The 21,819-nt window shown below is 46.5% G+C and carries 19 protein-coding genes and 1 riboswitch; of the genes, 13 read left to right on the forward strand and 6 right to left on the reverse strand.

Annotation, left to right across the window (positions count from 1 at the left end; genetic code table 11):
* Window positions 1-63: 63 nt before the first annotated feature.
* Window positions 64-858, reverse strand: coding sequence for a pimeloyl-ACP methyl ester esterase BioH (bioH, locus tag AC6R16_RS21110; protein ID WP_500675628.1), 795 nt, complete (start codon window positions 856-858; stop codon window positions 64-66).
* 59 nt (window positions 859-917) lie between these two features.
* On the opposite strand from bioH, the gene AC6R16_RS21115 reads away from it, so the two are divergent.
* The 4 genes from AC6R16_RS21115 (at window position 918) to cysQ (ending at window position 3,898) form a co-directional block, all read left to right on the forward strand.
* The gene (locus tag AC6R16_RS21115) at window positions 918-1,619 is read left to right on the forward strand and encodes a phosphoribosyltransferase family protein (protein WP_500675629.1); all 702 of its coding nucleotides are present in this window, start codon (window positions 918-920) and stop codon (window positions 1,617-1,619) included.
* A gap of 86 nt (window positions 1,620-1,705) precedes the next feature.
* Entirely contained in the window at window positions 1,706-2,293 is a 588-nt protein-coding gene (gene nfuA, locus AC6R16_RS21120; protein ID WP_054962683.1) for a Fe-S biogenesis protein NfuA, read from the forward strand.
* A 171-nt stretch (window positions 2,294-2,464) separates the two neighbouring features.
* Window positions 2,465-3,010 (forward strand): ADP compounds hydrolase NudE, encoded by a 546-nt coding sequence (nudE, locus tag AC6R16_RS21125; RefSeq protein ID WP_004746086.1) that lies wholly within the window; start codon window positions 2,465-2,467, stop codon window positions 3,008-3,010.
* A gap of 60 nt (window positions 3,011-3,070) precedes the next feature.
* Window positions 3,071-3,898: a 3'(2'),5'-bisphosphate nucleotidase CysQ gene (gene cysQ / locus AC6R16_RS21130; protein ID WP_239826863.1), complete on the forward strand. Its 828-nt coding sequence runs from the start codon at window positions 3,071-3,073 to the stop codon at window positions 3,896-3,898.
* A gap of 155 nt (window positions 3,899-4,053) precedes the next feature.
* Here the strand turns inward: cysQ and recG are convergent, their stop codons facing one another.
* From recG to gmk, 5 genes are all read right to left on the reverse strand, one after another.
* On the reverse strand, window positions 4,054-6,132 hold the full coding sequence (gene recG / locus AC6R16_RS21135; protein ID WP_500675630.1) for an ATP-dependent DNA helicase RecG: 2,079 nt from the start codon (window positions 6,130-6,132) through the stop codon (window positions 4,054-4,056).
* Window positions 6,133-6,422: 290 nt separating this feature from the next.
* On the reverse strand, window positions 6,423-7,106 hold the full coding sequence (gene trmH / locus AC6R16_RS21140) for a tRNA (guanosine(18)-2'-O)-methyltransferase TrmH (protein ID WP_500675631.1): 684 nt from the start codon (window positions 7,104-7,106) through the stop codon (window positions 6,423-6,425).
* A gap of 68 nt (window positions 7,107-7,174) precedes the next feature.
* Window positions 7,175-9,292 carry a bifunctional GTP diphosphokinase/guanosine-3',5'-bis pyrophosphate 3'-pyrophosphohydrolase gene (spoT, locus tag AC6R16_RS21145; RefSeq protein ID WP_004746079.1) on the reverse strand — a complete coding sequence of 706 codons (2,118 nt, stop codon included), beginning with the start codon at window positions 9,290-9,292 and terminating at the stop codon, window positions 7,175-7,177.
* A gap of 41 nt (window positions 9,293-9,333) precedes the next feature.
* Window positions 9,334-9,606: a DNA-directed RNA polymerase subunit omega gene (gene rpoZ / locus AC6R16_RS21150; RefSeq protein ID WP_004410883.1), complete on the reverse strand. Its 273-nt coding sequence runs from the start codon at window positions 9,604-9,606 to the stop codon at window positions 9,334-9,336.
* A 96-nt stretch (window positions 9,607-9,702) separates the two neighbouring features.
* Window positions 9,703-10,326: a guanylate kinase gene (gmk, locus tag AC6R16_RS21155; protein ID WP_500640673.1), complete on the reverse strand. Its 624-nt coding sequence runs from the start codon at window positions 10,324-10,326 to the stop codon at window positions 9,703-9,705.
* Between the two features lie 460 nt (window positions 10,327-10,786).
* On the opposite strand from gmk, the gene AC6R16_RS21160 reads away from it, so the two are divergent.
* From AC6R16_RS21160 to AC6R16_RS21200, 9 genes are all read left to right on the forward strand, one after another.
* On the forward strand, window positions 10,787-11,305 hold the full coding sequence (locus AC6R16_RS21160) for a sigma-70 family RNA polymerase sigma factor (RefSeq protein ID WP_500640572.1): 519 nt from the start codon (window positions 10,787-10,789) through the stop codon (window positions 11,303-11,305).
* Between the two features lie 2 nt (window positions 11,306-11,307).
* Window positions 11,308-12,252, forward strand: a complete 945-nt coding sequence (locus tag AC6R16_RS21165) for a FecR domain-containing protein (protein WP_500675632.1) — start codon at window positions 11,308-11,310, stop codon at window positions 12,250-12,252.
* A gap of 132 nt (window positions 12,253-12,384) precedes the next feature.
* Window positions 12,385-15,450 (forward strand): TonB-dependent receptor, encoded by a 3,066-nt coding sequence (locus AC6R16_RS21170; protein ID WP_500675633.1) that lies wholly within the window; start codon window positions 12,385-12,387, stop codon window positions 15,448-15,450.
* Between the two features lie 157 nt (window positions 15,451-15,607).
* Complete coding sequence (locus AC6R16_RS21175; RefSeq protein WP_500640575.1) at window positions 15,608-16,309, forward strand: Slam-dependent surface lipoprotein; 702 nt, start codon at window positions 15,608-15,610, stop codon at window positions 16,307-16,309.
* A gap of 60 nt (window positions 16,310-16,369) precedes the next feature.
* On the forward strand, window positions 16,370-17,848 hold the full coding sequence (locus AC6R16_RS21180) for a surface lipoprotein assembly modifier (protein WP_500675634.1): 1,479 nt from the start codon (window positions 16,370-16,372) through the stop codon (window positions 17,846-17,848).
* A 143-nt stretch (window positions 17,849-17,991) separates the two neighbouring features.
* A complete protein-coding gene (gene exbB, locus AC6R16_RS21185) occupies window positions 17,992-18,873 on the forward strand; it encodes a tonB-system energizer ExbB (protein ID WP_500675635.1) in 882 nt (293 codons plus the stop codon).
* Between the two features lie 13 nt (window positions 18,874-18,886).
* A complete protein-coding gene (exbD, locus tag AC6R16_RS21190) occupies window positions 18,887-19,318 on the forward strand; it encodes a TonB system transport protein ExbD (RefSeq protein WP_500675636.1) in 432 nt (143 codons plus the stop codon).
* Window positions 19,315-20,187, forward strand: a complete 873-nt coding sequence (locus AC6R16_RS21195) for a TonB family protein (protein WP_500675637.1) — start codon at window positions 19,315-19,317, stop codon at window positions 20,185-20,187. Before exbD ends, AC6R16_RS21195 begins: the two co-directional genes overlap by 4 nt.
* A 98-nt stretch (window positions 20,188-20,285) precedes the next feature.
* Window positions 20,286-20,385: riboswitch (purine riboswitch) on the forward strand.
* Between the two features lie 54 nt (window positions 20,386-20,439).
* Window positions 20,440-21,810 carry an NCS2 family permease gene (locus AC6R16_RS21200; protein ID WP_500675638.1) on the forward strand — a complete coding sequence of 457 codons (1,371 nt, stop codon included), beginning with the start codon at window positions 20,440-20,442 and terminating at the stop codon, window positions 21,808-21,810.
* The last annotated feature ends 9 nt before the right edge of the window (window positions 21,811-21,819 follow it).

A 21,819-nucleotide genomic window follows, 5' to 3' on the forward strand; every position in this document is an offset into this window, starting at 1 on the left:
CGACCAGTTGGGGCAAAGGTTTAGCGCTGATTTTTATTTTTTGTACATTGTTCATTTAATGCGTTAGCGATCAATGAACTGGTGTACTTTCTGACAAAATGTCTCGAATTCAGTCATAAACGGAGCATGAGAAGAGTCAGTGAAAATGTAGCTAGCGCTGTTTGGTGCGAGGTTATCAACGTCACTGGCGACTTTAGCAGGCACAAGACCATCTAAGCGGCCATACAGACGTAGCATCGGGATGGTTAGGTTTTCTAGCTCAGCACGATAATCGATATCGGCCAACAGTTGTAAACCTGCTAACAGAGAGGTTGGGTTTGGCGTTGGTCTTGAGAGAACGGCTTTTTTCAGCTGTTTGACGTCTTGCCTTGCTGAAGGACTCCCCATCGCCTGCAAGGCCATAAAACGCTCGATAGTCAGTTGGAAATCATCAACCAATTGTTCGGTGAAAGCGCTAAGCACATTCGGTTGAATGCCGCGCCAAGGTCTCTCGGCGGCAAATTTAGGTGAGCTTGCGACTGTAATCAGCTTTTCGACTCGTTGTGGGGCATTGAGGGCAATATGGGTTGCCAGTAAGCCGCCTAGCGACCAACCAAGCCAGATCGCTTTCTCAGGTGCGTGCTGCAAGACTTGTTCAGCGAGATCATGCATATTCTCGAAACTAGATTGGTGACTATGACCAAACCCTGGCAGATCGACCACATGGACACAAAAATGCTGGCTAAGAACTTCAACAGTCTGCTGCCAAACCGCGCCATTCATTCCCCAACCATGGAGTAAGACTAGATCATCACCTTGACCTTGGGATTGCCAATACAAAGATTCACGGTTGTTCTCAGTTTGTAGCACTTTTTCCATCCTCTCGCTCTCAGTCCTGTCTAGACAATCATCAAATATTGTTTCAATGGAGTGGGGTTATGTTAACTCAAAAGGTAGTGAAACACATCGCCGACCTGTTGCCTATGCATTGCGAGGTTTGTCATCTCGCGTTGACCAGGCCCCATTCACAAAGTGGTATTTGCGATCATTGCTCACGCTACTTCGCGCCTATTCCTCGTTGCCAGCGCTGTGGTTTGCCCACTCCTTTTGATGTTGCAGAGTGCGGAGAATGTCTTAAACATCCACCTAAATGGCTGCGGCTTTATTGCGTTGCTGACTATCAACTACCACTTGCGCAATATGTTCATAGGCTTAAGTACGAACGGCAATTTTGGCAGGCGAATAAGCTCGCGAGTCTGCTCGCCCCCAGAATAGAAACGCCCGCACAGGTCATCACTTTTGTGCCCTTGCACTGGGGGCGATATCTAAGGCGCGGATTTAATCAGAGTGAGTTGATAGCACGCTCACTGGCACGGCAACTCAACGTATCGTGTCAGCCCTTGTTCAAAAGAGTGAGAGCAACACCTCAGCAGCAAGGTTTAACTAAGTTGGAACGAAAGCGAAATCTAAACCGTGCTTTCTTACTCAATGGAGAGATTGTTGCTGACCATATCGCGATTGTTGATGATGTTCTCACTACTGGAAGTACGGTGCAGCATTTATGTGAATTACTGCTTGAAGCGGGGGTGAAAAGCGTTGATATTTACTGCATCTGCCGTACTCCTGAGCCAGCAAGTTAGTATAAATTGACTAAAACGCTAGATCTCTCAGTTTTCAGGAGTAAAATGGTCAACTAATAGCCTACAAAATTACTCAGGTATTCGTCGTGTCAAATACAATTACTATTACAGAAACTGCCCAAAAACACTTTGCTAACCTATTAGGTCAGCAGCCAGAAGGCACTAATATTCGTGTATTCGTGGTAAACCCTGGCACTCAAAACGCAGAGTGTGGCGTGTCTTACTGCCCGCCAGAAGCGGTAGAATCTACCGATACTGAATTGGCGTTTGAGTTCTTCTCAGCATTTGTTGATGAGCTAAGTCTGCCATTCCTTGAAGACGCTGAAATTGATTTTGTAACTGACAAAATGGGCTCTCAGCTAACTTTGAAAGCACCAAACGCGAAAATGCGTAAGGTTTCTGATGACGCGCCTCTAGTAGAGCGTGTTGAGTACGTGATTCAGACTCAGGTTAACCCTCAGCTTGCGGGTCACGGTGGTCATGTAAACCTAGTTGAAATCACAGACGAAGGCATTGCCATTGTTGCCTTTGGTGGCGGCTGTAACGGCTGTTCTATGGTTGATGTAACACTGAAAGAAGGCATCGAGAAAGAGCTTCTTCAGCAATTCGAAGGTGAGCTGTCTGCGGTACGTGATGCAACAGAGCACGATCGTGGTGAGCACTCTTACTACTAATAAATGCATTTAACCGAATGAAATACATAGGGTTGACAGCAATGTCAGCCCTTTTTTTGTTTTCAAAGCTGATAAATTTCTCATATATTAGGAGTGTTGATCTTTCGAACAATAGGTTTTTGAAAGAGCGACAGATTCTAGAACCTTCCCTTGATGCAAAGGAGTAAGCTCGTGGCCAAACGGAACCCACCAGAAATTCTGGCGAAACAGACTGTCGCGCAATCTCGACTGTTCTCTATTGAAGCGTTGGATTTACGCTTTAGCAATGGTGAACAGCGGACTTATGAGCGCATGAAACCCAGTGGGCGAAATGCAGTCATGATGGTTCCTGTTACCGAGCAAGGTGACATTTTGTTAGTTAGAGAGTATGCCGCGGGCACTGAGCGTTATGAGCTGGGTTTTCCTAAGGGGTTAATTGATCCTGGTGAAACTCCCCAGCAAGCGGCTGAACGTGAATTGAAAGAAGAGATTGGCTTTGGTGCTCATAAATTAACACCTTTGAAAGAAGTCGTGCTTGCCCCTTCTTATTTCTCTAGCAAAATGACCCTGTTCATTGCAGAGCAACTATACTCAGAGCAATTGGAAGGTGATGAACCAGAACCGTTAGAAGTGGTTCGTTGGCCTTTAGCACAAGCTGAAGAGCTTTTAACACACCTCGATTTTAGTGAAGCGCGCAGTATTACTGCGTTGTTACTCGCTCTACGAATCTTAAAATAATTAACGTTTTCCTCAGTGATGTCGCGTGAGGAAAGAGTAGGTAGAGCGTAAGGATTTTTTATGCCAATGACAGAAGACCTTTCTCATCATTTGCCCGCAGTGATTGAAATTGCCCGTAGTGCTGGGCAGTTAATTCTCGATATTTACGAGAAAAAAGAGTACCAGGCGTTCACCAAAAGTGATGAAACACCCGTGACCAGTGCTGATATCGCTGCGCACAAACTGATTGTGGAAAGACTAACCGAGCTGACTCCAGATATCCCGGTGTTATCGGAAGAAGCAGCCGATATCAGTTTAGATAAACGCTCACAGTGGGATCGCTACTGGCTCGTTGATCCACTGGATGGCACCCAAGAGTTTATTGCCCGCAGTGGCGATTTTGCCACCATTATCGCTCTCGTAGAAAACAATAAGCCCGTGATGGGAGTGGTTTATGGTCCGGTTTCTGGAGTGACGTACTACGCTTACCAAGGCAAAGGGGCGTGGAAAATTCCAGACTTAAGCGAAAGCGTGCGTATTAAAACCCATCAACATGATGGCAAGCAAAGCCCAATCGCGATTGCGATTAGTCGTCGCCAAGATATCAATCGCATCACAAGCCGAATGAGCAGCGGTTGGAATTATGATTTAGTTCCACTCGGCTCAGCAGCACTGAAAGCCTGTTTAGTCGCTGAAGGTGCGGTCGATTGCTACCTAAGGCTTGGCCCAACCGGTGAATGGGATACCGCCGCAACGCAATGTATTGTCGAAGAAGCGGGTGGACGTATTCTAAGTACCTTACTAGAGCCGCTCTCTTACAATGAACGCGATACGTTAGAAAACCCTAATTTTATTGTTTTAGGTGATGAAAACTTGCCGTGGGATGAGATTTTAAAGGTTAAGGATTGAAGCGGACTCCGTCCTTAGGAACGCTTCGCTTCGAGAATCGAGAACGGACTGCGTCCTTCGAGCGGGGGACGCAGATTGAGTTGTGAATTGAACGAGTCTTTTTTTAGTGCGTTGACAGGACTCGTTTCTAAAGAGCGATAATCTCTCGTCTCTCGCTAAGCCTTCGAATACACATCTCTATCACCCAACCAGCGGTCGATAATCGCGACAGCATTATCTGGATAGTTGTCATGAATATAACGAGCGATGCGCTGAACTTCGGGGATTAAGCGCTGATCGCGAACCAAATCTGCAATCTTAAAGTCTGCCATACCGGTTTGCTTGGTGCCTAATAGCTCACCTGGTCCACGGATTTCTAAGTCTCGCTGTGCAATCACAAATCCATCGTTGCTTTCACGTAAAACGCCTAAGCGCTTTTGGGCGGTTTTGGACAGTGGCGAATGGTAGAGCAGCACACAGTGACTGGCGACACTGCCTCGACCTACACGGCCACGTAGCTGGTGGAGCTGAGCTAGGCCTAAACGCTCGGGGTTTTCGATGATCATTAAGCTCGAGTTAGGTACATCAACACCAACCTCAATCACCGTCGTCGCGACTAAAAGATGGAGCTTATTGTCCTTGAAGTCCTGCATCACTGCTTGCTTCTCTGCAGGTTTCATTCGACCGTGGACTAAGCCAATCTTGACGTCTGGCAGTTTGCGTTGCAGCTCTTCAGCTGTATCCGCTGCCGCTTGAGCTTCGAGCACCTCAGATTCATCAATCAGAGTACACACCCAATAAGCTTGTTTACCCTCATTGAGGCAAGCGTTTCTGACTCGCTCAACAATATCGTCCCGCTTAGTATCCGGAATGGCGACGGTTTGAATCGGCGTTCTCCCCGGTGGGAGCTCATCAATCACTGACGTTTCTAAATCAGCATAGGCGGTCATTGCCAGTGTTCGAGGTATTGGGGTCGCTGTCATAATCAGCTGATGTGGATAAGCACCTTGCTTGGCCCCTTTTTCACGCAGCTCTAAGCGCTGGTGGACACCAAATCTATGCTGCTCATCAATGATAACTAAAGCTAAGTGATGAAATTCGACATGCTCTTGGAACAGAGCATGGGTACCGACCACCATTTGCGCTTCACCATTGGCGATTTGAGCAAGCTCAGCTTCTTTGGCCTTACCTTTTAGTTTGCCTGCGAGCCAACCTACCTTGATGCCCATAGGTTCGAGCCAAGCAGCGAAATTAATTGCGTGTTGTTCAGCAAGTAGTTCAGTCGGGGCCATCAGCGCGACTTGGTAGCCATGCTCAAGGGCACGTAGGGCAGCAAGCGCTGCGACTAGGGTTTTACCTGAACCAACATCTCCTTGAACTAGGCGCATCATAGGGTGTGGCTTTTCGAGATCTCGTTCGATTTCACCCACTACGCGTACTTGCGCATTGGTCGGCGAGAAGGGAAGTTGGTCGAGCAGTTGCTGCTTAAGTTGGTTGCGAGCAGGTAGTGGTAATGCAGTGTCTTGCTGACCTTTGCTGCGCACCGCCAACATCGACAGGTTTTGTGCCAGTAGCTCTTCCATAATCAAACGGATCTGCGCCGGGTGCTTGCCTTCATCAAACTGCTCTAAATCGATGTTTGGTTGCGGACGGTGAATAGTGTGCAGTGCTTGCGCTAGGGTGATTTGGTGATCATACAGACCATTAGGTAGTAGCTCTTGCACGGCCGATTTATCGAGTAACTCAAGCGCTTGGTCAGTTAAATTACGTAGCGTAACTTGACGCAGACCATCTGTAGTTGGGTAAACGGGAGTTAATGTCTGCTCTACATCAGCTTTTTGGTTCGGAGCATAGAACTTGTAGTCTGGGTGGACAATCTCTAGTCCGTAGCCACCACGCTTAATTTCACCATAAGCGTGAACAGTTTTACCTTCGGCGAAGTTGTTCTTCATTCCGGCGGTAAAATTGAAAAAACGCAGCGTGATGGTGCCGTTGCCATCACTGATTTTCACCGACAGCATTTTGCGTTTACCAAACAAGGTATCAACACTCATCACCTTGCCTTGCACCGCCGCCCATAGGCCAGCATGCAGTTTTACAATCGGGTAGATACGAGTGCGATCTTCATAACGCAGAGGAAGGTGAAACAGAAGATCTTGAACGCTATTGAGCCCAACTTTGGCTAACTTCTCGGCAACTTTGGCACCAACGCCAGTCAAAGAAGTGAGAGGAATCGCAGATAGCAGTTGGGACATGACACAGCTCGCTCGTTATTTTGAGTAAGTGACTCAGTGAGTTAGATAAGACCTTGTTAGTTAACCATTGGGCTGTGTTTTTGTACAGGAAAAATTGGGATTAGAGAGCGGGAACGCTACGCTGTTGGATAACGGGATCGGGCTCGCCCTGCTGGAAAACTAGTTTTGGCTCTAATGTGTATGGCGGGCAGTTCTAGCCTGTCCGAATGACAAAGGGTTGACCCTAAGAGTCAACCCTACATAATTTCTCCAGCTCTCCAGCTCTCCAGCTCTCCAGCTCTCCAGCTCTTTTACTTCTTCTGCATCTCTGCCCACCATTTGTCATCGGCGAGGATCTGACCTTGCTCGTCTAGTGGTGGGTAAGGGAGCTTTTTGCGCTTGGCGACTTTAGCCAGGACGGGATGACCGCGTTCGAACAGTAGGCGGTGTATTGTTTCTTCTGGTACAGAGCTTACTTCATTGTCGTACATGCCTGCCGCTTCGCGTTGGCGCTGCGCTTCATAAAGGATCACGGCACTGGCTACCGATACGTTGAGAGACTGCACCATTCCGACCATAGGGATGATAATATCTTGGTCAGCAAGCTTTTTTGCCTGCTCAGATGCGCCTACTTTTTCACTACCGAGAATAATGGCTGTGGGTTTGGTGTAGTCGATATCGCGGAAGTCTACTGCAGTTTCAGACAGGTTGGTTACAAGCACCTGCATGCCTTGAGCTTTGAGCTCAGTAATCGCCTCGTCGATAGAGTCATGGGTTTCAACGTCTACCCAGTTACGAGCACCTGCAGAAGTATGGCTCAGTGTGCGCATTTCATTTGGCCAAACTGCGTGAATCTTGTGAATACCCGTTGCATCGGCGGTGCGGATAACAGCAGATACGTTATTTGGCTTGTGAACTTCTTCTAGGCAAAGGGTTAAGTCAGCTTGGCGTGCTTTTAACACTTCTTGGATTCGATTGTAGCGTTCTAAATTCATAATCTTATACAAAAGAAAAGCCCTTGAAATGGTAGTTTCAAGGGCAGTTAGATATTCAAATCAAACGGTTAGTTCTTGCGGCGACGAACTTTAAGCGTCTGTGGCATGGCTTTAATCTTACGCATAATGCCAGCAAGGTGAACACGATCTTTAGTCGTTAGCAGTACTGTTACTGTGTATAAGCGACCATCACGTTCTTCTGTTGAAAGTCCGTGAATGTTGGAACCCGTCTTTGAAATAACATTGGTCAGTTCTGCGAGCGCACCTTGACGATTTTGTACGTCGACAGTGACTTCGGTGATGAACTCTTTATCGTAATCATCAGACCATTCCACCGCCATGTACTTATCCGGTTCTTTCTGATAACCGCGTACATTCGGACACATCTCGCGGTGAACAACTAAGCCTCGGCCCGGTGAAACATGAGCGATAATGTGGTCGTCTGGGATCGGGTGACAACAGTTGGCGAACGTCAGCAAAATACCTTCCGCACCGCGGATCGGCAGTTTCTTCTTACCTTCGTTATTACTCTCAACTTCGGTCAACTCATCAGCATCGCCCAATAAGCGACGCGCAATGACGATACTCATCAGCTCGCCTAGACCAATATCTGCCAGTAGATCGTCGATTGACTCTACTTTTAGGTCGGTCAGAACATGGTTGATGTTCTCTTCATCGATATCTGATAGAGAAAGCTCGCCTAAGGCATGATTAAGCAGGCGACGACCTAAGGTAATCGACTCTTCGCGGCGCATGGTTTTCAGAACCTGACGGATCTTAGTACGCGCACGAGACGTCACTACGTAGTTGAGCCATGCCGCATTTGGACGCGCACCCGGAGCACTGATGATTTCAATCGTCTGACCATTTTTCAGCGATTTACTCAGTGGATAAGGGTTGCGATCAACACGAGCACCAACACAGGTATTACCCACATCAGTATGTACTGCATAAGCGAAGTCTACTGCGGTAGCACCCACTGGCAACTCAACAATGCGGCCTTTCGGCGTAAAGACGTAAATCTCGTCTGGGAACAGATCTGACTTAACGTTTTCGATGAATTCGAATGAGTTACCCGCGCTTTGTTGTAGCTCAAGCAGGCTTTGCATCCAGCGCTGAGCTTTGACTTGCGCCGTAGTACCTGTTCGCTCACCGTTGCCTTTGTAAGACCAGTGAGCGGCAACCCCTTTATCCGCCATTTGATCCATATCTTCGGTACGGATCTGAACTTCAACCGGAACACCATGAGGGCCGACCATTGAAGTATGGATAGATTGATAGCCGTTCGCTTTCGGTACTGCGATGTAGTCTTTCATCCGACCTGGACGTGGCTTGTATAGGCTATGTACCTGACCAAGCACGCGATAACAAGTATCGGCATTGTCGACGACGACACGGAAAGCGTAGATATCCATGATGGTATGGAAGCGCTGCTCTTTGGTCTTCATCTTGTTGTAGATGGAGAAGAGGTTTTTCTCACGACCAAAAACACGCGCTTTAAGACCGACTTCTTCAAGGCGACCTTCTATCTCATCATGAATACGTTGAATCATCTCTTTACGGTTACCACGGGCTGCTTTAACTACCTCTTTAAGAACGCGATAACGGTTCGGGTAGAGCGCTTCAAAACCGAGTTCTTCTAGCTCAGTTTTAATGTTGTGGATACCAAGGCGGTGCGCCAAAGGAGAATAGATTTCTAAGGTTTCGCGAGCGATACGACGCTTCTTGTCTGGACGAAGAGCACCGAGCGTGCGCATATTATGCGTACGGTCAGCAAGCTTAATCAGAATAACGCGGATGTCTTGCACCATGGCAAGAACCATCTTGCGGAAGTTTTCTGCCTGAGCTTCCTTGCGATCGCGAAACTTAAGCTTATCAAGCTTAGAAACGCCATCCACCAGTTCTGCAACGGTATTACCAAATTGAGCTTCAAGCTCTTCTTTGGTGACTTCAGTATCTTCAATAACGTCGTGAAGTAGGGCTGCTTGCAGGGTTTCAATATCAAGGCGCATTTCAGCCAAGATACGAGCAACAGCAACAGGGTGGATGATATAAGGTTCACCGCTAGAGCGGGTTTGCCCTTCATGGGCATCTTTCGCTACCACATAAGATTGACGCAGAGCCTCAATTTGAGGCTCTGTTAGGTATTCTTGGGCAACGTCTTTTAGGCTATCGAATAGATACAAACTTTAGGCCCGGAAGATAGTTGTAGTGACGAGACGTCTAATTAACGGCTGTGAGCAATGCTGCTTACAGCTGCTAGTTCAGCGGCTTCTTGCTCTTGCTGCTCTTGACGCTCACGTGCATCAAGAATCTCTTTAGTGATAAGACCTTCTTCGATTTCGCGTAGAGCGATAACCGTTTGCTTATCATTCTCTTCTGGCACTAGTGAATCTTTGCCACCAGTTTGCATTTGACGAGCGCGGCGTGCCGCAATTAGAACTAGGTCGAAACGGTTGCCAACTTTTTCAACAGCGTCTTGAACAGTTACGCGTGCCATGAGAACTCCAAATTAGTTAACTAAAATTTTGAATGACGAGAAATTATACAGGCTGACAGTTCCTAGTGTCTAGGATCTGTTTGTGTTTCCTGCTATTTACTCAGCTAAAAGCGCATCAAGCATGCCTTTATATTTAGCAGCTTGCTTGTCTTGCTTCAATCTTTCTGCGCGGATGATGGCTTTAAAGTCCATCAGAGCAGTGTCGAAATCATCGTTGATGATCACGTAGTCGTACTCACCGTAGTGTGAGATTTCTGATTTTGCTTCAGCCATGCGTTTCGCGATAACAGCGTCGCTATCCTGACCACGAGCGTTAAGGCGACGCTCTAGCTCACCATTTGATGGCGGCAGGATAAACAGGCTTTTTGCCAAAGGCATTTGTTCACGGATCTGACGAGCGCCTTGCCAGTCAATATCTAGGAACACATCGATGCCCTTATCGAGGTTTTCTTCAATCCAAACACGAGACGTGCCGTAGTAGTTGCCAAACACTTCGGCATATTCAAGGAATTCATTTCTCTCAATCAGCTCTTCAAAGTGCTCTTTTTGCACAAAGTGGTAATGAACACCATCTTGCTCGCCAGGGCGCATACCGCGAGTGGTATGAGAGACTGACACTTTCATCGCGTAGGTTGGGTTAGTTTCTAGCATGGCTGAAATCAGACTAGATTTTCCAGCACCACTTGGTGCAGATACGATATATAGAGTGCCTTTACCCATAGGTACGATCCCACATTTGGTTTGATAACTGCCAGTAGATAGTACCGACATATTAAAGATAGCACTGACCACATTGAAACACCGAAGTGGTGAAATTTAGGCCAGAAAAATGGAGGCGAAGAGTAGCATGATCATAAGGATCTTCACAAGTGGCTGAGTCTCTGAATCTGCCTAGTCACGGTCGCTAATTCGACCATTTTGACTCACGTCGCTTACCATTTTTGCTTCTAATTAGCTTTGAGAGTTTCTTCATATCAATCATGCCTTTATGAAGTTCAGCATGTGGTTGAAATTATTCCAGCCCAATTATAGAGCGCAATTAACTGATTTAATTGTAGTTTATCCAGGAAATCGAATTTCCATAACACATTTCTTATCAATAATCGTTGCTTATGAATAAATTTTAATGATAATTATTTTCATTTGTGGTTTGTGCAACTGAAACAAGGAGTGGCGAATTATGACGGCCATGAGTCCCGTTGATCTCAATGAAGTCGACAGCATGTATCGAGAACATCACGGCTGGCTTTCGCTGTTTATTCAACGGAGGTTGAGCTGCCCTCAAGTAAGTGCTGATTTGGTTCAAGATACTTACTTACGACTACTTGTGAGTGGCAAGCTCCCAGAGAGAAAGGACTCGCGACGTTATTTGACACATATTGCAAAAGGGTTAGTGATTGATCTCTATCGCCGTCGCCGTATTGAGGCCGCGTATCTCGAAATCATTGAACACCAGCCTGAAGAAGTTGCGGCCTCTCCTGAGGCGCAAACCATGATGGTTGAAGTCTTAGTTGAAATTGACGCTATGTTGCATAAATTGCCCTTCAAAGCGCGTCAGGCATTGATCCTGAGACAAATGGAAGGGTTGAGTTACAAGGAAATTGCTCACCGATTGGAGGTTTCGGTCTCTTCCGTTGAGAAATATGTCGCTAAAGCATTACAAGGCTGCATGTTGGTTGCGATGGAGGGATACTACTAAACATGGAGCGCATTTCACGTAAATCGATCGAACAGGCTTCGCTGTGGATGGCACGAATGTGGTCTGAGGATGTGTCAGAGCAGGATAAGCGCGCTTTTCATCTTTGGCGGACTCGCCATCCTGATAATGACTATGCTTGGCGACAGATGGAGTCTCTACAGCGAAAATTCACATCTGTGCCAGACCCCCAGTCAGGCAGCAAAATACTTGGTACTTATCGCCAACGTGTCTCACGCAGACAGGTATTGATTTGGGGCGGTGTTTCATTAGCGACGATGAGCTTGGTGTTGTCTAGTGATGCCGCTTTGCCACGAGGAGAGACCGAGTATGTCTCTGCAACAGGGGAAGTAAAACCAATACAGTTGTCTGATGGTACCGTCGTCGTACTTAACACTGCGAGTAGGATACGCGTTGATTTCAATCAGCATCACAGAAGAATTCGATTGATGGAAGGAGAGGTGATGGTGACGACTGGCCATCACCTAACGCCATTCAGTGTTGTTACGCCCCATGGTAGTGTCATGCCGATAGGGACTAAATTTAGTGTCCGTCTAGCTCAACAACAGACTATGGTTGGTGTGTTTGAAGGAGAGGTCATTACCAAACCTCTGCAACGAAATGAAGGACAGCACCTATTAGCTGGGCAAAAAAGTGGTTTCAATACGTATCAATACGAAGAAAAGCAGAGTTTATTAGCAACAGATGCGCTTTGGTTGGATGAGAAAATCCTCGCTCAGGATACGCCGCTACCATTGTTTATCGCAGAACTATCTCGCTATCGTCGTGGCGTGATAAAAGTCGCCCCAGAGCTATCTTCGATACGTATTTCAGGTGTGTATTCCATTCGAGATACCGATCAAACCTTACACAACCTCACGCAAATCCTACCCATTGAAGTTAATTCTCGAACTCGTTTTTGGGTCAGTATTTCTGCGAAAAAAGAATAAATTACTGACAAGATAATAATTTTTTCTCACTTTGATTGAGGCTTTGGCTTATTCGCTCGGTGTAGACACTAGTTAACTCAGCGAATAAGGATATCAGACGTGAAGTCCCCCTTCCCCTTAAATAGGCTTTCAATGACCATGCGTACTCAGCTTCGTTGTACTGGTCTGATTCTCCCTTGGGTAGCATTTTCTGTTCAAGCTCAGGTCTTTAATATTCCAGCAGGCAACCTAGATACGGTGCTTAACCAGTTTGCTTTGCAAGCAGGTATCGAGTACTCGCTCGATGCCAGTTTGACGCAGGGTCAGTATAGCCAAGGTTTGCAGGGGGATTACCAACCTGAAGATGCATTTAGTGTTTTACTTGCAGATGCAGGCCTTAGCGCGCAGAAACAGCGAGACGGGTCGTACTTAGTCGATATTGGAGATCAATGGGCTTTGGATGCCGTTCAAGTGGGTACCAGGTTAGATGGTGGTGCAAACCGAGATGAAGTCGGTGAGGCCAACGTATACGACAAAGATTTCGCCACTGAGTATCGAGGAAAAGAAGAGATCGAACGTTTTAGAGGAACGGATGCTTCTGATATTTTTAAAGGGATGGCAAACGTTAATAGTGGTGATGCACGTAATGGCGGAGGTATTGATCCGAATATTCGAGGTGTCCAAGGTCCGGGTAGGGTGCCTGTCATCATTGATGGCACTGAGCAGGAAATTACCATGGACAATGGGTATCGTGCCGCTTCTAACCGTAGCTTTCTGGACCCTAACCTCATTGGCGGAATGACGGTACATAAAGGCGCTCAAATTAACCCTGATGTAAACACCTCGGTGGGTGGAGCGGTTGAAATTACCACTTTGTCAGCCAATGACATTGTTCTGCCTGGTGAAACATTTGGTATGGAATTTGTCGCGGAAAGTAGTAGTAACTCTACTGCTCCTCGAGAACCTAGGTTATATACAGGACAGGACATCAGTACGATACCTGAGTATGCAGATCTAGCTAACCCAGCTTATGACCTTTTGTATACTGACCCAGCCTTAGTGGTTGACCCAAAGGAACGTCAAGATGACAACCCATTTAATGGCGAAGATGTCGCTTATCGTCTGGCGATTGGTGGAGTTGGGCCTAAGGTTGATTGGCTAGCTGCTTACGCTTACCGTAATCGCGGCAATTATTTTTCGGGAACCAAAGAAGCCAGTTTCTATCAACAACCGTTTAATGGCGATGAGTCACAAGGCGTTGAAAACCGCAGGCTATTTATTCAACCAGAGCATTTGGCTTTGGTTTACCATCCCGGAGAAGAGGTGCCAAATACCTCTTCTGAAATGGAATCTTTTTTAGGTAAGTTTGCATTTAACATTAATCCAGCGACTAAGGTTGAGTTTGGTGCTCGTTATACAAAAAGTGTTCATGGGGAAATCTTGGCCGATCGAGCAGAAACACGTTATATGTCCGGGCTTGCTCAGTGGCCGCTGAATCATACCGAGTTGCAAGCTTATAATCTTAGGGTGCGGTCTAACCCTGCTAACCCTTATATCGACTTTAAATCCAACCTCTGGGTGACGCTATCCGACATTCGCTCTAATACCGGCCCCGGTTCGCCCAATAGTCTTACTGAAGGGGGGACGATCATTAAAAATACTTCCCTGATGAATTCAGAAGAAGACCGATATGGGTATAGCTTTAGCAACAAAATGCTACTTGGTAGTGATGTTGATGTCACGTTGTCAGGTAACTATCAGTACCATCAATTAGCACCGCAAGGAGACCTGGACTCTGTCATCGCTGAGTTTGGTCAAGTCCGAGCGGGTGAACGTACCGAGTACAATGGTAGTGCAAATGTCGAATGGCGAGCGAGTGACTCTATTATCTTCAATGCCGGTGTTCGCTATGGCTACTACAAATCTATCGATAACTATGTAAAAAATCGCCTTGCCGCAGGGGATCGCTCTTCTTTATCTCAATACGGTGGCGAAGGTTATCGACTTTCTTATCAGATGAATGTGCCTATTACAGATGCCAATCGCGCAACATACCTAGCTGGCGTAGAGTCTCGAGTTCGAAACGCAGATACTAGCTTGAACCAGGAGATCGCTAACTTACGTGACGGAATCCCTAATCTTCCACCCTTCCTCGTCCCAGGTTTTCAAGCACAGTTAGATGCAAAAGTGGCGCAACAGGATGCGTTGGTCGCTCAAGAAATTGCAGCGGCTAGTGCGCATACTTCCTATGTTGAAGATATCGAGTCTGAGTGGCGTCACAATGGAGAACATAACTACAGTGCGGTAGACAACGCGTGTATCGCTGCAGTAAACAGCCCTAACTATGTCGAGGGTAGCTGCAAAGCTCAATCGATAAGTAGCTCATCCACCAGTACCTATACCAACTATGAATCGAGAGATAGTGGTTGGATGCCATCGGCTTCAATCACTTGGTTAATGACAGAGGATAGCCGCAGCTATGTTCGCTATGCCGAATCATTGCGCTTCCCGAGTATGTTCGAAAGTACCGTGGGTTTTTCGGCTGTTCCAGCAACGTCTTCACCGTTGGCTCCTGAGCGCTCTAAATTGTGGGAGCTTGGCTACGTTTACTACTTTGACCATGCCAATGTGAAGTTAACCTATTTCGATCAAGTTATAGAGGATGTCATGGATAGAAATACTTCTGTGGCGACAACAAGCTTTACCAATTTGGACAAGATGAAAACAAGTGGAATAGAGCTGCAGTTGGATTACGACGATGGCGACTATTTTGGTGACTTGTCCTTTGCCTACAATCTAGAAAATGAAGTGTGTGATGAAAACGCGGCCACACAACGCTTTATGGCTGATTTGAAAACCGATGACACGCCTAACTATCAGGAATGCCGACGTGGCGGTTTCAGTACCACAAGCTATTTGGCCAACAAAGTCCCACCTGAAATGAGCGGAAGCCTGCACTTGGGAGCACGTTTTTTGAACAAAAAGCTTATTGTCGGATCCCGAACTTATTATGCAGACGGAAGCCATTCAGAAGACTATGTTAAACGCGATGATGTGACGACGTTGGATGCGTACATCGGTTACGCCTATGACAAGCATCTCCAGTTTGAGCTGCGTGGTAGTAACCTGACCGATATCTATTACCTAGAGCCGGGGGCAGTAGCAGGTATCCCGGCACCAGGAAGAACAATCAGCGTTAAGCTGACCAGTCGCTTTTAGGATTACGTTCACTAAGCCGCAGCCAAAGCTGCGGTTTTTTTGATTTTGATTACGGGTTTGTCATCGTCACTCGGTGTATCAGATGAAGCTGCATAGAGATTGAGGAGCTTTGGTCTTAGCAGTGGACAATAATTTATAGCCTATTAAGGATTGAAGAATGAAAATCGTACAACTTTCATGGATTTCGGCGGCCATGCTTGGTCTCAGTTCACTTGCACATGCTGGCTTTGATGGAGCGATTAGCAATGGCGAGCATCGTCAAGTTGGTGAGTCTCAGGTATGGGTACCTTTTATTCACTCAAAAGGTAAAGCAGGGATTGGTAGTACTGGAGGCAAAAGAGTTGATTTTGACGGACTGACAGTATTCGCTAGCAAAAATGGAGAGGTATACACTTCCGGTAGTGACCATAACAATTCTAAGTATGTATTTTCTCAGGTTGCTGGACAGGACATTTGGTTTGGTGAATGGTCATCGGGTAGCACTAACGGTCAGGCAAATGATCGTGCTGTATATTATGTCGGTGATGATACTGGTACGACGGTTCCAACATCTGGTTCGGCGACGTACACAGTGGCAGGTATAAACAATGGTGCGACTTTAGCGGGTCAGTTTACCGCTGACTTCGCAGCACAAAAACTGAATGGTTCTTTATCTAACAGCAACCTAGCAATCAACCTTTACAACAACAGTATCAATGCGGCAACGGCTGAGTTTTCAGGCACAGCCGTTGCCAATGGTCTAAAGATTGGTCACTCGCAAGGCCATTTCTTTGGTGCTAACGCCGCCTTCTTAGCTGGCTTTGCTAAGTTCGCGGGTGACAGCACGCTCGATACTGCCTTTGGTGGTAGCAAGAACTAAATCACTTTTTGTCGTTTCTGGGAGCGGTGTATTCGCTCCCTTTTTTGATTGAATCCTTTAATGAAAACCTATCACCACTACCTGTCTTTTTTGCTGCTCGTTGTGAGCGTTAGCTACGCCTCTATGTCTAGAGCTGATCAAGATACCGACCTACGCATTCAACAACGTGACGCTTTATCTTCCCGTCAGAATGAAAATGCTTTGATTGCAGAAGAGCTTGAAAAAGAGCGTAGAGCTCAGCAATCCGCAACTGAAGAGAGCTCTCAAGTCGCTGATACGGCGAATCAATTAGGGCCGGCTTTACATCTTGCTGTAAGGCAGCGTCAATGGTTGTTGGCACAAAGCCTGTTCGATCGATATGTTCAACTGCAAGATCGAGATCCTATGCTCGAGCATTATGCGGCGGGTGCATTGGCGAGACATGCGCAAGACTATACCCTTGCAGAGCAGCACTATTTGGATTTGTTAGAACTCCAACCGCAATTTTTACCCGCAGAGCTTGAGTTGGCGCGTGTTAGGTTTGAGGACAGAAAAAACACCGACTCTTTGTCTTTGTTTAACGATGTTTTATCTCGTTTACCCGTTGATAACCCAAGGGCGGATGGCGTGAGAAAAACGGTAGAAAGCTTTGTGAGTGCGCTGGAGTATCGAGACGAGTGGCAAGGTGCGTTTTCGGTCGGCCCAACGTTCAACGACAACCTAAACCTTTCATCAGAACACTATGAATGTTTGATCCATTTTACTAATGGTCGCTGTTTTCTTGAGCGGAGTGCTCCTGAGGTGAAATCCGCTTACGGGTTAGACTTTGATGCTAGCTTGAATCGACGTTTTTCACTAGCAGGTCACCATGGTATTCAGTTACGTACATTCGCCTATGGCACCAGCTATCAAAACCATAAAGAACACAATGAGCAAACACTGAATATCGCGTTAGGGTACAGCCATCAAACAGCAAAGAATCAACTGAGCATTGCTCCTCAATTTGAATACCGAGCGTTATCTAATCGTACCCTATTTACCTCTGGAGGGTTCAAAGCTGACTGGTTTTCGAATTTAACCCCAAGATCTGCCATGAAGTTAGAGGTGAAAGGAGAGTACCTTGATTACCGTAACCAAGCACTACGTTACCAATCGGATTGGCAATGGTCAGTCTTTGGCACATATTGGCATCAGTTAGCTGATAAGTGGCTGGTTTTCGGTGGTCTAGACTGGACTTTAAAGCAAAACCAGCAGGCCGTGCATGAGTACCATCTTTGGGGTGGGAGATTGGGCGTCAACAAGACGTTTTCGTCAATTGACACTGATGTCACCTTATTTGCTTCTCTGCGTGAGCGTCTTTACGGTGACTACAATGCTGTTTTAGGTGAGCGGCGTGATGACACAGAGCAGATCTATACCCTAGTAGTGACGCTACCCGAGCTGTTTGCGGGAATTAAGCCTTTGCTAGAGCTTAAAGCGAATAAAACAGAGAGCAATGTTAATTGGGCATACAGTTATAAACAGCACCAATACAGTGTAAAGCTTGAAAAAAGATTTTGATAATAATCAGTCGCTTAAGGATAATTTGTGAAATAGCTTAAAATTAAATTACGGATATTGGTTTTTGGTTCGGTGTAACTATTGGAGGTGTACGCATTTGGCTAGGTGCAGTACACACAGATAAACCGAATGTGAGTAAAACAATGGAATGCTTAACCAAACCACTACTGATTCTTTTCATTTTACTGTCCCCTGCAATCAGCTGGGCTGAAGCAACGTCAGGCGTAGAGTTACAACCTGTTACGCAAGAGGTAACCCAACAAGTAGAGGAAGCGACCCCTTCTGAACCCAAAGGTGAAGAGTTAGGTTCAGAAGCCGTCGTGCTCTCCCCTCATCATGATATTTCTCTGTATGGTATGTATCAGGCTGCAGATTGGGTCGTAAAATCGGTAATGATCCTATTATTGGTCGCTTCTGGTGTGACTTGGGCTATTGGTATCGCAAAACAAATCCAGCTACACCTCGCTTGTCGTCGTGCTAAGCATCTTCTTACTGAACTGCTTGATTCAGAAACCTTGGTTGAAGGGAAGCTAAGATGCGATAGTGCTGAAGGAGCAGGGCTTGCTTTGCTTGAGGCTACTGAAAAAGAACTGGTATTGTCGGCTCGGGCAGACAATGAAGACGGGATTAAAGAGCGCCTGCAGTTAAGGCTAGAACGTGTGCAAGCAGGACTTAGTAGTGCAATGACGAGTGGGACTAGGGTTTTGGCCACGGTAGGTTCGGTCGGCCCTTTCATTGGTTTGTTTGGCACCGTCTGGGGAATTATGAATGCCTTTATCGGCATCGCTAAATCTCAGAATACCTCTTTGGCTGTAGTTGCTCCAGGCATTGCAGAAGCTTTGTTGGCTACGGCGATTGGTTTGGTCGCCGCTATTCCCGCAGTTGTTCTATACAATCACTTTATTCGAGGAGTCAGTCAGTATCGCGCTCTAATGGCTGATATCTCTGCTGCCTTAATGGTACTGGTCAGCCGTGATTTAGACCGGGAACCGATTGCCATTGATGGCAAAAAGCTCGCAGCTTAGGTGAGGTTTGTCTATGGGGTTTAAAGTATCTTCGCAGCAAGATGAGCTAGCGGTTAACCATGAAATCAACATTACTCCTTTTGTGGACGTAATGTTGGTTCTGCTTATCATCGTTATGGTTGCTGCTCCGCTAGCGACGGTTAACGTGCCAGTGGATCTTCCGACGTCTTCGGCGACTCCTTCTCCACAACCTAAAGAACCTTTTTATCTTACGGTAAGCGCTGATTTGGCTCTTACGCTAGGAGAAAAGACGCAGGTGAACTTAGATCAGTTGCCACAAGCTTTGGCTCAGGTTTTAGCTGATAAAGAGCAACGCATTTATCTCCGAGCGGATAAGACGCTAGATTACCAAAGTTTGATGAAGGTAATGAACGTACTTGTTGCTTCAGGTTATGGACAGATTGCTTTGGTTGGTTTGGAGTCGACAGAGAATAAAAGCACATGATGCAAAATCGAAAAGTAGCGAGTGATGGATTTATGCCGTGGCTGGTACCGGGTGTTGCAGTCAGTGTCGTTATCCACCTTGCCATCGCTCTCTATTATCTTTACCAACCGAAAAGAGAAGTTGTACCGCTACCAGCCGCAATACCTGTCAGTGTTGCTATGGTTGCGCCAATTGCAGCACCTAAGGTTGAAGAGCAAGCCATTAATGATGGGGCTAAGCAGGTCGAGTCGATCGACTCAGTTGCTACGGTTACCGATGACGCTCCTGCAGAGGAAAAGGAAATCGAGCCAGAACCAGACCAAAAAGAGGTGGAGCTTGCCTCCGAGCCACCACCTATCTTTGTCAAAGAGTCCAAGCTTGACTCTGAATTGGCCAAATCTCAGAACGTTGAACCGAGTGAAAGTACGTCTAGCGTTAGACAAGTTCCGGCAAAAGTTAAGCAAGTACCTCCAGCAAAACCGACTGTTTCTAAACCCGCTTCCGTTGCTCAAGTTGAACAAAGCGCACCTAAGGTTGAAGTGGAAAATCGGCAAGAGAAACTGCAAGGGGTCGCTGGGGCTTTCAGTCAGCACTTAAGGCAAGTGCGCTTAGATTGGAAACAACAGCTCGTATTGCATCTTGAACGGCATAAGCAATACCCGAGGCGTGCCAAGAGACTACGTAAACAAGGAGTGCCACTCATTACTTTTACCATGGACCGGGCTGGCAAAGTTTTAGGGGTAGAGTTGATTCGCAGTAGTGGTACAGAATCTCTAGATAGAGAAGCACTGGATTTGGTATTTAGAGCGATGCCTTTGCCTTCTCCACCAAAGGAAGTCGATGGTGAGACGTTAACTTGGACGGTACCTGTTCGGTTTTATGTTCAATAATGATTGTTACTCTTGCGGTGCTTTCTAGAAAATAGTACCAAGCAAACGTTTGCCAAAGTCTCACAAAGCTATTGAGTTTTTATTCGAGATCTTTACAATCCGCGCAAACGATTAAATGCTGTATATGTCTAATAAAATGGATTGGACGTTTCTACCACTGAGCCTACCTTAGTGACTACAGTAGCTTATGCGCCATCTCTTTTTGCAGCATTGAACCCGTTTACTGTTTACCCCACTTGTAAAGGTTTCATTGTGAGTCTCGAATCAACTCTAAAAGCCCAGAGTCAGTCTGGTGTGCTGAATTCAGTATTTAAAATTGCTGAGCGTAAAACAACCTTAGGTACCGAGCTATACGCTGGCTTTATTACCTTTTTGGCAATGAGCTACATTTTGGCGGTTAATCCAGCCATTTTGGGCGGCATACCAGGTATGGACAAAGGCGCTGTGTTTACCGCAACAGCACTGGCTGCGGCTATCGCGACTTTCATTATGGGTGTTTGGGGTAATTACCCAGTTATGCTTGCGCCAGGCATGAGTATGAATGGTTTCTTTAAAGGGATGCTACTCAGCGGCTCGGTCGCTTTGGTATGGAATGAAGCCTTATTTGGCATCTTTTTATCAGGTGTGCTCTATCTGCTTCTCTCCCTGACCAATATTCGTAAAGCTCTGATAGAGTCGATTCCCAACGATCTGAAGAACGCCATTACGGTATCGCTTGGTCTGTTTATCGCTTTTTTAGGTTTAAAGAACGCGGGCATCATTGTTGAGAACAAGTTTGTTTTGGTCGGTATGGGTAATATCACTGACCCTCAAGTCATCATTGCCTACATCAGTATTTTTATTGCCTTGGGCTGTATGGTTCGTGACATCAAGCTGGCGACTTTTATCTCATTTGTCAGTGCGATTCTGTTAACCGTTATCGCTGATATGGTGATGGGAACAAGCAATGCCCCAATTCCTGAGCAAATCGTGACGGCACCGCCAAGTATGGCGAGTACGTTTGGTGCTGTGTTTGATTTCTCTGGCCTGACTGCAGACAAGATGTTCGATCTGCTGTTTGTTGTGGTTATCTTCCTGATTGTCGATTTCTTTGATGGCATGAGCACGATAGTGGGTGTTGGCCGTGATGCAGGTATTATCGACAAAGATGGCAAAGTACCTAACGCTCGTTCAGCCCTAGTTGCGGATGCTGGAGGAACTGTGATTGGTTCGGTTCTTGGTACAACCTCGATTACTGCGTTCTCTGAGTCTGGTATCGCCTCTTCGCAAGGTGCGAAAACAGGTCTAGCGGCGGTAGTGGTTTCAGGCTTGTTCCTTGTTTCACTGTTTTTGTACCCTCTGTTCTCTATTTTCTCTGCAGCTATGGTTGCTCCGGCTATGGTCGTGGTAGGCATCTACATGATTGGTCGCTTAGGCCAGATTGATTGGGAGAAGAAAGAGTCTCGCATTGCTTCATTCTTTACCATTATGTTCACTGTACTGAGCTTCTCGCCAGCCAATGGTATGGCGATGGGCTTTATCAGCTATGCCTTCACTATGGTTGTTGCCGGTAAGGGTAAGCAGGTTCACCCGGTGATTTACGCCTTGTCAGCCATTTTCTTAGCCTATTTGCTGCTACTGTAATTGTTAGAA

Source organism: Vibrio sp. R10-SG3-ISO10 (assembly GCF_059834185.1).